At 40.1% G+C, this 12,338-nt stretch carries 11 protein-coding genes; 4 read left to right on the top strand and 7 right to left on the bottom strand.

What is annotated here, in order from left to right; translation table 11 throughout:
- The first annotated feature begins 29 nt into the window (after positions 1-29).
- The 3 genes from D0T56_RS10985 (at position 30) to D0T56_RS10975 (ending at position 3,294) form a co-directional block, all read left to right on the top strand.
- On the top strand, positions 30-1,715 hold the full coding sequence (locus D0T56_RS10985) for a RagB/SusD family nutrient uptake outer membrane protein (RefSeq protein ID WP_163320204.1): 1,686 nt from the start codon (positions 30-32) through the stop codon (positions 1,713-1,715).
- A 178-nt stretch (positions 1,716-1,893) separates the two neighbouring features.
- Positions 1,894-3,021 (top strand): family 16 glycosylhydrolase, encoded by a 1,128-nt coding sequence (locus D0T56_RS10980; protein ID WP_163320203.1) that lies wholly within the window; start codon positions 1,894-1,896, stop codon positions 3,019-3,021.
- A gap of 126 nt (positions 3,022-3,147) precedes the next feature.
- The gene (locus D0T56_RS10975) at positions 3,148-3,294 is read left to right on the top strand and encodes a hypothetical protein (RefSeq protein ID WP_163320202.1); all 147 of its coding nucleotides are present in this window, start codon (positions 3,148-3,150) and stop codon (positions 3,292-3,294) included.
- A gap of 78 nt (positions 3,295-3,372) precedes the next feature.
- On the opposite strand, the gene D0T56_RS10970 is transcribed toward D0T56_RS10975, so the two are convergent.
- The 5 genes from D0T56_RS10970 to D0T56_RS10950 form a co-directional block, all read right to left on the bottom strand.
- Positions 3,373-3,972: a hypothetical protein gene (locus D0T56_RS10970; protein ID WP_163320201.1), complete on the bottom strand. Its 600-nt coding sequence runs from the start codon at positions 3,970-3,972 to the stop codon at positions 3,373-3,375.
- An 11-nt stretch (positions 3,973-3,983) separates the two neighbouring features.
- Positions 3,984-4,478, bottom strand: coding sequence for a 3'-5' exonuclease (locus tag D0T56_RS10965; RefSeq protein ID WP_163320200.1), 495 nt, complete (start codon positions 4,476-4,478; stop codon positions 3,984-3,986).
- A gap of 401 nt (positions 4,479-4,879) precedes the next feature.
- Complete coding sequence (locus D0T56_RS10960) at positions 4,880-5,431, bottom strand: RNA 2'-phosphotransferase (protein ID WP_255491159.1); 552 nt, start codon at positions 5,429-5,431, stop codon at positions 4,880-4,882.
- 67 nt (positions 5,432-5,498) lie between these two features.
- The gene (gene prfH / locus D0T56_RS10955; RefSeq protein WP_163320199.1) at positions 5,499-6,122 is read right to left on the bottom strand and encodes a peptide chain release factor H; all 624 of its coding nucleotides are present in this window, start codon (positions 6,120-6,122) and stop codon (positions 5,499-5,501) included.
- 5 nt (positions 6,123-6,127) lie between these two features.
- Positions 6,128-7,525 carry an RtcB family protein gene (locus tag D0T56_RS10950; protein ID WP_163320198.1) on the bottom strand — a complete coding sequence of 466 codons (1,398 nt, stop codon included), beginning with the start codon at positions 7,523-7,525 and terminating at the stop codon, positions 6,128-6,130.
- A 586-nt stretch (positions 7,526-8,111) separates the two neighbouring features.
- Here D0T56_RS10950 and D0T56_RS10945 point away from each other — a divergent pair.
- Positions 8,112-8,963, top strand: a complete 852-nt coding sequence (locus D0T56_RS10945) for an NmrA family NAD(P)-binding protein (RefSeq protein WP_163320197.1) — start codon at positions 8,112-8,114, stop codon at positions 8,961-8,963.
- A gap of 213 nt (positions 8,964-9,176) precedes the next feature.
- On the opposite strand, the gene D0T56_RS10940 is transcribed toward D0T56_RS10945, so the two are convergent.
- Positions 9,177-11,261 carry a beta-galactosidase gene (locus D0T56_RS10940; RefSeq protein ID WP_163320196.1) on the bottom strand — a complete coding sequence of 695 codons (2,085 nt, stop codon included), beginning with the start codon at positions 11,259-11,261 and terminating at the stop codon, positions 9,177-9,179.
- A 215-nt stretch (positions 11,262-11,476) separates the two neighbouring features.
- Entirely contained in the window at positions 11,477-12,292 is an 816-nt protein-coding gene (locus D0T56_RS10935) for a family 16 glycosylhydrolase (protein WP_163320195.1), read from the bottom strand.
- Between the last annotated feature and the right edge of the window lie 46 nt (positions 12,293-12,338).

Below are 12,338 nucleotides of genomic sequence, written 5' to 3'. Positions count from 1 at the left end.
ATTTACCCTATTGAAACAACATTTGAATTATGAAAAAAATTATATTGATATTATCCGTTTTTCTTTTGATAGGATGCGACGATTTCCTTGACACGGAAAGCAAAACAAAGAAAGATTCGAGCAACTTCCCGGAAACACCGGACGACGCCGACCAATATTTAACCGGCGCATACGCCGAATTAACCGACACTTATCCTCTTCAATTGCTATTCTATGCAGGAGAACTTATGTCTGACAATTGCCTGGGAGGCGGAGGTAGTTCCGATACCGATTGTAAAGATATCAACAACTTCCAGTCTAACGGTAAGGTCGACCGTTTTCGTAATGCGTGGAAACATAACTACAAAGGTATATTCAGGTGCAACAACCTAATAACCAACATGTATCGCATCAGCTGGGGTGAAAGTGAAGCAGAGTTAGCCCGTAAATCCAGAATCACGGGAGAAATTCATTTTCTAAGAGCGCACTATTATTTCGATATGGTTCGTCTGTTCGAAAGGGTTCCGCTAGTGTTAACCCCCGAACCTGTCAATTTGCCACAGGCCACACCTGATGAGTTGTACGCACAGATTGCCAGTGACCTGAAACTTTCGATAGAAAGCTTATCGGACACAAAATACAGCACCGAATATAGCGAACTACACTCAGGAAGAATAACAAAATGGGCTGCCGAGGGCATGATGGCAAAAGTATTCTTATTCTACACAGGATACTATCAAAAAGAAACCTTGCCTCTGACCAATGGAGAAGAAATTACAAAAGCGCAGGTGATAGATTGGTTGGTTGACTGTATCGACAATAGCGGTCACAAACTGGTAGATGATTTCAGAACCTTATGGCCTTATTCTTACATACAAAAAGATTATAACTATGTTAAGAAAAACAAGATTGGAACATGGGTGAAGGATGGAAATATAGAAACTGTTTTTTCTGTGAAATATTCTTCAATTCAAGGCAGCTGGGACGATATCAACAAACGTACAAATCAGGTTTGTTTATACTATGGACCAAGAAGCGGCGGACCCGACAATTATTTCGAGGCCACTTATCCGCTAGGTCGTGGATGGGGTCAGGGTACGGTAAACTCAAAACTGTTTGAAGACTGGCCGGACGAAGATTTGAGGAAGAAGGGTTCTATACTAGACATCACCGACCCTATCGAAAACATTTGGACCGACCCTATCGTACCAACATATTACATGTGGGGAGCCGATTCTCAGGAAGAAGAAACAGGTCTGTGGAACAAGAAATATGTACCGATCAACAAAGACCGTATTGCCCCGACAAATTATAATATCGAATTATACGGTGCGGTTTCGGATTATCAATGGAACAACCTGCAAGACTTAGTAATCATGCGTTTTGCCGATATATTATTGATGGCGGCAGAACTTGGTGCTCCTGAGGCTAAACAATATCTGAATATGGTCAGACAAAGAGCCGGATATACGGACGAAGTAGAGCCTACTTTAGAAAACATCATGAACGAAAGACGCTTCGAATTGGCATTTGAGGGAGTCAGATATTACGACCTTCTGCGTTGGCACAAAACAGATCTGCTAGACTCTAATCAGAAGAACATTAAAGTGAAAAATCAGGGAGTGGATGCAACCGTAACCGTTAATTTCCGACCCGAAACAAGAGGGTTCCTGCCTATTCCGGAAGCGGAGATAGCGCTATCGAACAATGTTTTAACTCAAAATCAGGGTTGGTAATTTAACCTGAGCTCAATCGAATAAAGCGTTATTTGATTCATTTTAGTGATAAAATCATTCGGGCAGACTAGAAGCCTGCCCGTAATAACAAGCTAAAAATGAACCATATAAAATATTAAAACCCGTATATAGTGGTTGTTCCCGAAATAGCCGCTATATACTTTTAGAATAACAAAAGATGAAAAAAATATTTCTACTCATATCAATCGTAGCATTGGGAGTGGGGCAACTATCAGCCCAATTTGAAAACTCCAAGTACAATAAACTAGTATGGTCTGACGAGTTTGACGGTGAAGGATTACCCGACCCTGACAAATGGGGCTATGAGGAAGGTTTAAGCATCCGCAACAACGAATACGAATATTACACGAAAGAGCGTATAGAAAACGTTTTTCAGAAAGATGGTTTGCTACATATCCGTTGCATCGGCAAAGATACGTTGAGAAATGCGCAAGGTGAGATTATCAATCAAAAAAATGTGAAAGGCGAAGTGTATCACATCACTTCTGCAAGTATTATAACAAAAGGTAAGGCCGACTGGCAGTACGGACGCTTCGAGGTAAGGGCAAAAACACCCCTCGGCTCGGGTGTTTGGCCTGCAATATGGATGATGCCGACATCCGATTATATTCTGCAAGGATGGCCCAACTGTGGAGAAATTGACATAATGGAATTTGTTGGTAATATGCCAAGCTATGTTCACTTCACGGCACACTCACAAAAATATAATGCCAAAAACTCTAACATGAGATCGAAGGCTGCCCTATGTGCCGATTCTTTCTTTGAGTTTCATGTCTATGCCATCGAATGGTATAGAGATCGTATCGATTGGTATCTGGACGGAGTGTTGCAGTTCACTTATCTGAATGACAATCCGATTCCCGGTCAGGTTTCAATTAAAGAAGAAGCTAAAGCGTTCCCATTCCTCAATCCGTTCTACATGATATTGGGTTTTGCCTACGGAGGCAGTTGGGGTGCAGAGGGTGGTGTAGATGCAGACCTACTACCTCTCGACTATCTGGTTGATTATGTAAGAGTTTACCAGGAAGGTGAAGTTGGCATTGACAACGAAAATGCTCCTGAGGCAATATCTGTTTACCCCAATCCCGCAACTGATATATTGAACATCAATAGCGAAAAAGGAGTGAAAGATGTATCCATTATTGATGTTTCGGGCAGAGTTATTGATAACTATACAAACATAGATAAAACAATAAACATCGCTCATCTGAACAATGGCTGTTACGTTGTCAGAATAACTGATGGAGAGGACAATACTTACATAAAGAAGATTATCAAGAATTAATCATTTTTTTTCGGACAGATCAAAACCGAAATATATCACCCCTGACTTTATTAGGTCGGGGGTATTTTTTTTATCATCATCCCAAAACTACTTCATATCAATTAGAACTTATCTCACATTTGAGCCATGGAATTTAATATAGCAATCATCGGCGAAGGTGCTCCCGGATACAATGCAGCGGAAAAAATAATTATTTACTACGTCCTTTATTCGATATTGACAAACAATCTTATGGCGTATATGCTAATATCAGAAATTATTAAAATATCATAAACTTAATACAAGAGGCTGTCTCAAAATAAGAAGAAATTACGGTACGCCCCCCGAAGCCTATCAAAGAACGGACTCTAATTAATAGATTTGCAGGCTTTTTCCTTTTTGCATAGCTTTCAGTATATTCTTTCGTGTGGTTTTTAACGATGGAGGTAATTGTGATGGCTCTATCATATCCAATGCCACACGATATTCCTGTAATAATTCGGGAATCATCCGGCACATTTCATAGGCCAATTTCATGCAAAGGGTAGTCGTGCCGGGGGCTTCTTTCATAGCAACCATTTCATCCAAACAGTAGTCGAGAAAGTCAACACGGGGCGGATTTACCAATGGCTGCCTGTACAACAAATGCAGCAATAGCCTTAGATGGGTATGATGCTTTGTTGCTAAAACTTTATCTACCATTTCATTCTGTTTTGAGTATAGCCACTCATTCTCAAATAGCGAAAAATGTGTCATTACCCACAAAGCGTTAGCTACGAGAGTATCATCTTCATCGAAAATAAAATTATATATCTGCTGTTTTCCTTTATCACTGTTTTGGATCAGATAGGTAATCTCATGGATTTCGTCCATTCCGATGCGTCCGGATAGCTTCTTTACAAGTCTTGCCGGGATTATACTGTTACTCTCTTTCTTTTCGATCTGAAAAATTATTCTTGGTATTTCATCCATGATAATGATGGTTATAGTAATTGTAAAGCAATCTCGGCACAGGCTTCTGCATCAGCCAAAGCATTGTGATGATTTTCTAATATAAAACCACAATCTTCGGCTACAGTATGTAATTGATGATTGGGTAAATACTTTAATTGTCGCCTTGATTCGGCTAATGTACAATAGAAAACATAATCGGGATAATCCATTTGGTAGGTTCTGAATACTGCTTTCAGACAGGCTTCATCAAAGCCTTTGTTGTGAGCTACCAAAGGCAAGCCTTCGATAAGAGGTATCACCTGCTCCCAGACTTTCGGGAATACTTTGGCATTATCTGTATCTTCCGCAGTCAATCCGTGTATCCGGCTGTTTCCGTAACTGTAATAATTAGGTTCGGGTTGTATCAGACTGTAGAACTTATCCGAGATAGTACCATTACGAACTACGACAATCCCCACACTGCAAACACTGGATGGATATTCGTTTGCTGTTTCAAAATCTATAGCTGCAAAGTCGCGTAACATTTTCGTTCCAAATTTGGAATAAAAGTAGAGAGAATAACGCAAAAACGAAAACAAATTTATCTTTGTGCTTCAATTTTAAAAAAAAATCATTCAAAATGAGGAAATTGTTATACTCGTAGTGCATTTAGAAAATAAAAGATAATTAACTGAAACATGATACATATTTACATTGTCATTGAGTCGCCTTCGCTCCTCGAACGTTGTTTCTGAGTAAAACGAAGGATCTGGATTGAAAATACACAGATTTTTCACTTCGTTCAAAATGACAAAACCAATATGAGTCTTATAATAAATGAGTTAACATCAAAGTTTTAAATGCACTACGGGTTAATTGATATCATTGTTAGCTTTAAAGCAGGCATAAGAAGAAACTTATGCCTGTTTTATTGACACTGTCCAGATTAATATGAGTTCGATATGTATTTCGTGTCTACATAATCCGTTAGCCATACTCCATTATCCGATTGGTAGAATAATATACCATCTTTATACATCTTGCCCGACATGATAGTCAGGATTGCAGGTTTGCCATGCCTCGCCCCCACTTTGGTTGCTGTTTCTTTGTCCTTACTCAAATGAACACGTTGACGGCTACCTTTTATAACACCCTGTTCCATAATGGAAGAAAGAAAACGAGTAGCTGTACCATGATACAATAATTCGGGTGGTTCAACCGGAGTTAGAGCTAAATCAATAGCTATTGAATGCCCTTGGCTGGCACGTATCTTATTTCGTTTCTCACTAAATGAATAACGCTTTTTGTCGTTCGTTTCCACTATTTCTATCAAATCATCCATCGAAAAATGATAGCGGTGCTTTTTACACTTTTCTATTAATTCTTGTACATTAGCCCAACCGTTTTTGTCAAGCTCTATGCCTATTGTTTCGGGGTTATGCCTGAGCACAAGGCTCAGGAATTTGCCGATTCGTTTTTTATCTTGTTCTGTCATCATTTATCTTGTTTTTCTTTTGCACACTCCCTTTTTTTATTCTCGTTGCAGTTCGTCTCGCAAACATAATTCATTTCATTAACGGTTCATTAATCACTTTCACAGGATTGCCTCTTTCGAGGTTGTTATGGTTATCCCAGTTTTCCTGAGCTTTTTGTACAGATTGCTCTTCGTTCCATGCCGAAAGTTTTATCAACAGCCGTTCGGTTGCCAGTTTCTTGTTCTGGTGTTGCGAACGTTGGTCGGAAGCCGTAACACTCAATCCCGATGGCGCATGTATAACCCTTACGGCTGTTTCTGTTTTGTTGACATGTTGTCCGCCTGCACCCGAAGATCGCAAGGTTTGGTAAGTAATATATTTTGCATCAATATCACTTAATTCGGTTGGTGTGAAGGATTTGATCCCTACAAACCAGTTCTTTCGTTTGTGATAGATACGATACGGACTTTGGGCAGTCCATTGGATAGTACCTTCCCATTCTTCCACAATATCTTCGCATTTGTTGCCTTCGAGCGAAACGATTGCCGAAAACAAAGTGCGATTGATTTCGCCTTGCTCACGTTCCAAGACTTCTGCTTCGAGTTTTAGCTCTTTCGCTTGCCGGAGTATTTTTTCCAATATTAAAGCTACTGCACGGCAACACTCGGCAGGACCTCTACCGGAGGTTATCTGTAAGTATATTTTATTGCTCATATTTTTTACTCTCTATTCATTCTTACTATTCGTGGCATAAACCGTCCATGAATTTCAACTAAGGCTTCCTGTGCCGGCATCACACGGTCGATGTCCTTATATGCCAAAGGCATTTCTTCTACACTACCTCCAATTAACGTTACTCCATTTTGAGAAAGCAGCTTCTTTAATGCCGATTGAGTAAACTGTTCCTTTGCCTTCTGACGCGACATTGCTCGTCCTGCTCCGTGCGATGCCGAGTTAAGCGATTGCATTTCACCTTTCCCGCAAACCAGATAACCTGCTGTAGCCATACTTCCGGGAATAAATCCGGCAACACCTTTTCCTGCCGGAGTAGCTCCTTTACGATGAACGATAGCATATCGGTTCGGCGCAATTTCTTCTTGCCAGGCAAAGTTGTGATGATTGTTTACATTGGCTATAACTTTTAACCCAAGAGCTTTCGACAGATTAATATGTATGCGCTCGTGACAAGCCTGTGCAAAGTCGCCTGCCAGACTCATGCTCATCCAATATTCCTGTCCGGCCTCAGTATCGAGTCCAAGCCATGCAAAATGCTGTGCTTCGCGCGGCAATCGGCAAATATCGCGTGCCACCTGACTGTAATGCCTTGCTATCTCGGCTCCTAAGCCGCGAGAACCCGAATGAGACAGCAATGCCAGATAATTGCCTGCGGGAAGGTTTAGAATATTGCCTCCCATCAATTCTATTTCTCCAAACTCGACGAAGTGGTTCCCTCCGCCCGATGTTCCCAACTGACGAACTGCTTTCCCCTGAAGTTTTTTGAGTAATGGTGTAAGTTGAAATTCGTTCCTATCCAATATCTCGTGATCTTGCACAAAAGGCAGTCCACCTTCCATCCCAAAATGAGTATATTCTTTCAGTGCTTCTTTTATCTGATGCGAATACCGTTTCAGATAATCAGCTTTTGCATCAAAAACCGTCAGGCTCATTCTACAACCGATATCTACACCCACTGCATAAGGAATTACGGCATTTTCTACAGCTAATACACCTCCGATAGGCAGCCCATATCCGGCATGCGCATCGGGCATTAATGCTCCGGCAATGGTTACAGGAAGGCGCATTGCCAACTCCATTTGCTGTTTGGCTATACTTTCGATGAACTTACTTCCATAAGTTTTGAAAGATAAGGGTTCGTCCAATAAATTATAAACCGTGAATTGTTTGCCTATAATGGTTGGTGAGAAATGTTCAGCCAGCTTACTCCATATCTCATTTTCTTTGTATTTGTCAGGACATTGCAATATGTCAGTCAGTATTGTCAATACTTCTTCTTTTGTGCTATGTTTACAGTTCTTGCTTATAATGCCTAAGGCAAGGCTGCGTGCAACATTGTCGGTATATCCTAATTTGCTTAATTCTTTAAGTCGTATGTTCATAATTGATTATAGTATAGATACGATGAACCTGACAAACATTATTTGCCAACGTTAAATCATATCCGAATGCGAAACACAGACTGAATAATAACAGTCAATGCATCAACATTGATAAAAAAATTTGATAAATTGATTGTGAAACTAACCAGCTATCTCTTCTTGCAGCCGTTATTTGATTGAGATATATACCTTACTGTCAGATTTTCCTTCCCGGCAAATCCAATTAGTTTCGATGTGTGTATTTTATTTCTTGACCAACATAATTGTACCCTTTCTCTAATATTTTTAAGGGTTAGTACTCTATTTATGGGTGCAAATGTATAACAATCTTTCTAATTAACAAATTTTTGGAATAAAAAGATATCAAATTAAAATCTATATATAATAACAAAAAAACGAAAGAACATTCGACGAAGTTTGTTCTAATCCATAGTTTTACGAGAGACATAGTATCTGCATCCCAAACTTTTAGTAATTTTACGCAATGTGTATTTTAGATAATTATTGCGTGTGTTTAGGAGTTAGCAGTCATTGTAGGGCGACACTCAGAGAAAAGCATTGAGAAACAAAATTTAGAAAAAAATATATGAATATAATTGTAGGTGCAACAGGACAGGTAGGTTCAAATCTTATCGGTGAATTGAAAAATAGTGGTTTTCCTGTGAGGGCAGTCGTGAGAAATCCTGACAAACTTTCTGATAAAACAATTGAAGCCAGAACTGCGGACTTGTTCCATTTAGAACAACTTACAGAAGCTTTTAAAGGCGGAACAACTGTTTTTGTTTTGACACCTGAAAATCCCACTTCAAATGATATAATTGAAGACACCAAACAAATAGTTGAAAATTATAAAAGAGCCATTCAAGTAACAGGAATTAAAAAAGTAGTGGCTTTATCTTGTGTTGGTGCGCACATTGACAGCAATACAGGAAATATTTTGATGTCGAGAATTTTAGAGCAAACATTAGATGAATTGGATATAGAAAAAGTATTTGTCAGACCGTCTTATTATTTCAGCAATTGGTTGATGTATGTGGAAACCATGAAACAATACGGCGTGTTGCCGAGTTTTTTTCCTGAAGATTTGAAAGTTGAAATGCATTCACCAATTGACTTGGCTAAATTTATTGCCAAAGTGATGACTGAGACATTAACAGAAAAAGTTTATGAACTGACAGGACAACAAAAATACAGTTCGCTCGATGTGGCAAATATATTTTCGAAATTACTCAATAAAAATGTAAGTGTTCAATCTATACCACAAGAGAATTGGATAGAAACGCTTATGTCAGTCGGGTTTACAGAAAACACAGCAAAAAATCTTTCGGATATGACACAAGCCGTTATTGATAATAAAATTGTTGCAGAACATCCTAGCAATACAGTAAAACTTTCAACAACCCTGGAGAAATATATTGAAGAACAGCTGGTGGGATAACAACAAGCGGCTAACAAGCTGCCGAACTTTGGCGATCATGTCGGCGAAGTGCAAAATTTAATGAAATAATCAAAAAACTGTTTTCTAAATGTTAGGCTATTTATGTAATTATAGAATTGGATAGTATATTCGAATCTGTACTCTTGTTCTTCTTTTAAATAAACTCTTTGCCATTCTTAAGGCAGAATGACAAAGAGTGTGATTATGTGTTGCTTATTTCCAGATAACAACTTCGGCAGGTTTTAAATCTTTCTGCCCGATTATGATTTTAGAATTTGCAGGTATATTTATAGTTTGCACAACGGAAGAATAGTTCATCGCAAACCAAAAACCGTGTTTCCATTGCATTACTACACCTTCGGGCAAATTTTCTGTGCCGATGTTGGCTCGGTCGTAAACTTTCTTTAAAACGACGGTTTCAGTTTTGGCGTCATCGCTGTCTACCCCGATGAAGGTCACCGAGCCTTTTCCTGACTTGGTTCTGGTAACAGCTGCTTTGCCTTCGTAAAACTGGTCGCTGTATGAAGCCCATATTTCGGTGTTTTTGGAAGGCTTGACCACATCAGCCCAATTGTTCCACTTGAAATTGTTTCCGTCCATCTTTATGTGGGCAGTACGTTCCTCCGGAAGCATATCGAAAAACAACTCTTCTGCTCCTATCAGGTCGTAAATGGGGGCGGATAGTTTCTCGTTCCAAAGATGCGCTTGCCTGTTTTTCTGACCTGTGCGGCATGTTATGACAAGATGCCCGCCATTATCGGCGTATTCTTTCCAACGTGCAACCAGCTTCTTGTCAAGCAGTTGACAGGCAGGAACAATGAGCACAGGATATTGAGAAAAATCGTGAGTTTCATCTATAACGTCAACAGGCGCAACAAACGACTGCAATATCTTGTAATACTTGTTGATATGCTTCACATAATCCCATTGAAATGTCTGTGGTTGATGTTCCATATCCCAACGGCTGTCGGTGCTGTATAGGATTGCCGTTTTACGGTCGGAATACGACTTGGGTGCAGTGGCTTCAGGGTTATACTCTTTTCTTAGCAATCTTAATTCTTTTGCCACTTGTGTGTATTCTTCACCGGATGTGCTGACAGACGTTCCGTCGGTTTGCATGATTCCGTAGTGATACTGCTCCAAACCTGTCAGAGGTTGTCGGAAGCGGTAGTTACATACAAATTTATTGCCTCCGGCCATTACGTGGTAAATCCACATCCTGACAGTGCCTTTCATTGTCTGAGGATTGTACCAACCCCAGTTCACCTGTCCCGGTTGAAGTTCCATAACCCCTGTGGTGCCCGTGATGTTGCGGAACCAATCGTTTGCAAATCCGATGGCGTTGGACGAGCCCATGCGGAAACCTTGTTCGCCGTGTCCCATGTCAAATCCGGCTACCAGATATTTGGTATAAGTGACAAAATCAAGTTTCTTGAATCGGAGAGGGTCAACAATAGAATGGTCTGCCATCAGGTTGGTTGTAACCCATTGGTGTGCAGGTATATGCTTTTTCAATAAGTCTTGCTGCCATAGAACAAAATCGGAAACGGCATCGCCCGTAAAACGCTTGAAATCCAGCATGGCATGAGGATTCGGTTTTTGCAGAGTTTCTTTGCCGTTGGGGATGATTATCTGTTCAAAATTGTTGTAAGTCTGGCTCCAGAAAGCAGTTCCCCAGGCAGTGTTTAAATTGTTGATGGTTGTGTATTTTTTTTCGAGCCATTGGCGAAATGCTTTTTGCGCATTGTCGCTATAATCGAACGAACTGTAGTGAGATGGCTCGTTGTCTATCTGCCAACCCCATACCGTTTTGTTATTTGCATATCGTTTTGCCATCATGGTTACTATTTTCTCCACGTAATTGCGGTAAACCAGACTGTTCCATGAGGCTTGCTGGCGTCCTCCGTGTTGAATGATACGTCCTTCGGAATTTTTTATCAGCACATCGGGATGCTTGTTTGTCAGCCATGCCGGAGGGGTTGGGGTAGGGGTGCAAAGTATAACTTTCAGATTGTGTTTTGCTGCCAATTCAATAGCTTTGTCCAACCAATCGAAGTTATATCTACCTTCTTCGGGTTCCATCGTACTCCATGCAAATTCTCCGTAGTGGGTAAATTCCAGACCGAGGTCTTTTATTTTTTTTATGTCACGTTCCCATTCGTTTTCGGGCCATTGTTCAGGATAATAGTAAGTTCCTATCTCCATCAATTTGTCATTGTCGATAACCTTAAGTTGTTGACTTAAAGCTATTATTGGCATCCATAGGAATATTGATAACAGATATAAATAATTTTTCATGTGTTGTTGGGGTTTATACTGTAATGTGAAATCGGAGGTCGGGGGTAAGGAGTTTTATTTTGTTGTAGGGGCGTAAAATATTACGCCCGAAATAATAACGGGTAACGGAAGGTGTGTTTAAAGTAAATTTCAATGACAACGATGGGAACACTTTGATAGTGCAATCTTACTTTTGGGACATCACCCCCTCCTGACGGTTATATGAAGAATATCCGTTATTGAAAAATTCTTACGTAATCTATTTGATATGTTTGAGGCAATCCGTTCATGTTGATTCCTGCGTGGCCTCCCCATCCGCCTCCAAAGGCAAAATTGAGTATCAGGTAGAATGGCTGGTTGAATGGCCATGCCTCCCATACATCTTCATCATTTACGACAGTGTATTTTTTTTCTCCGTCAAGAAACCAGTCTATCCTGTCGGGATGCCATTCCATAGCATAGACGTGAAAATCGGAATATGAAGTGTTGCAAGGTTCTGTATGGCGTTTCTGATTGTTCAACATGTGATTATACTTCTCTGTATGCAGGGCGTAATGTACGTTATTGGGTTCGTAACCAACGTGCTCCATTATGTCAATTTCGCCACTTTTAGGCCATCTTCCGTATTTGTCGTTGTTGGGCATCATCCAGATAGCAGGCCATGTTCCTAAACACATGGGTAGTTTTGCACGAACTTCAACCCTGCAATATGTCCACGAATGTTTATTTTTTGTGAGCAGGCTTGCCGAAGTAACAGGACAAACCTTACCGTCGATAACAGCGCTATCATTCAGTGCCACAATGTTTAAAAGTCCGTCTTTCTGATAACAGTTTTCTTTTCTCTTTACTGTATAGTATTGTTTTTCTCCGTTGCGCAAATATCCTTCTTCATATCCCCACTTCGAATCGTCGGGCATACCGTCTTTGTTGAATTCGTCGTTGAACACCAATTTGGAGTATCCGCAGGGCATAGGTACCACTACGGTTTCTTGTGCATTGATTGTTGAACCCAAAAATGCCATCAGTGCAATAGCGGAAAATAATTTTTTCATGGTTTTTACTTTTACATTATAGTTTATAGTTACTACAACAAAAATA

Origin of the sequence: Dysgonomonas sp. 520, assembly GCF_010501095.1 — a bacterium.
Taxonomy (GTDB): Bacteria; Bacteroidota; Bacteroidia; order Bacteroidales; family Dysgonomonadaceae; genus QVMP01.
This window is presented reverse-complemented; position numbering and strand designations above follow the sequence as displayed.

What these genes read in the sequence shown, in the direction of transcription:
- D0T56_RS10985 (WP_163320204.1), top strand. Translation starts at nt 30, where the DNA reads ATGAAAAAAATTATATTGATATTATCCGTTTTTCTTTTGATAGGATGC.
- D0T56_RS10980 (WP_163320203.1), top strand. Translation starts at nt 1,894, where the DNA reads ATGAAAAAAATATTTCTACTCATATCAATCGTAGCATTGGGAGTGGGG.
- D0T56_RS10975 (WP_163320202.1), top strand. Translation starts at nt 3,148, where the DNA reads ATGGAATTTAATATAGCAATCATCGGCGAAGGTGCTCCCGGATACAAT.
- D0T56_RS10970 (WP_163320201.1), bottom strand. Translation starts at nt 3,972, where the DNA reads ATGGATGAAATACCAAGAATAATTTTTCAGATCGAAAAGAAAGAGAGT.
- D0T56_RS10965 (WP_163320200.1), bottom strand. Translation starts at nt 4,478, where the DNA reads ATGTTACGCGACTTTGCAGCTATAGATTTTGAAACAGCAAACGAATAT.
- D0T56_RS10960 (WP_255491159.1), bottom strand. Translation starts at nt 5,431, where the DNA reads ATGATGACAGAACAAGATAAAAAACGAATCGGCAAATTCCTGAGCCTT.
- prfH (WP_163320199.1), bottom strand. Translation starts at nt 6,122, where the DNA reads ATGAGCAATAAAATATACTTACAGATAACCTCCGGTAGAGGTCCTGCC.
- D0T56_RS10950 (WP_163320198.1), bottom strand. Translation starts at nt 7,525, where the DNA reads ATGAACATACGACTTAAAGAATTAAGCAAATTAGGATATACCGACAAT.
- D0T56_RS10945 (WP_163320197.1), top strand. Translation starts at nt 8,112, where the DNA reads ATGAATATAATTGTAGGTGCAACAGGACAGGTAGGTTCAAATCTTATC.
- D0T56_RS10940 (WP_163320196.1), bottom strand. Translation starts at nt 11,261, where the DNA reads ATGAAAAATTATTTATATCTGTTATCAATATTCCTATGGATGCCAATA.
- D0T56_RS10935 (WP_163320195.1), bottom strand. Translation starts at nt 12,292, where the DNA reads ATGAAAAAATTATTTTCCGCTATTGCACTGATGGCATTTTTGGGTTCA.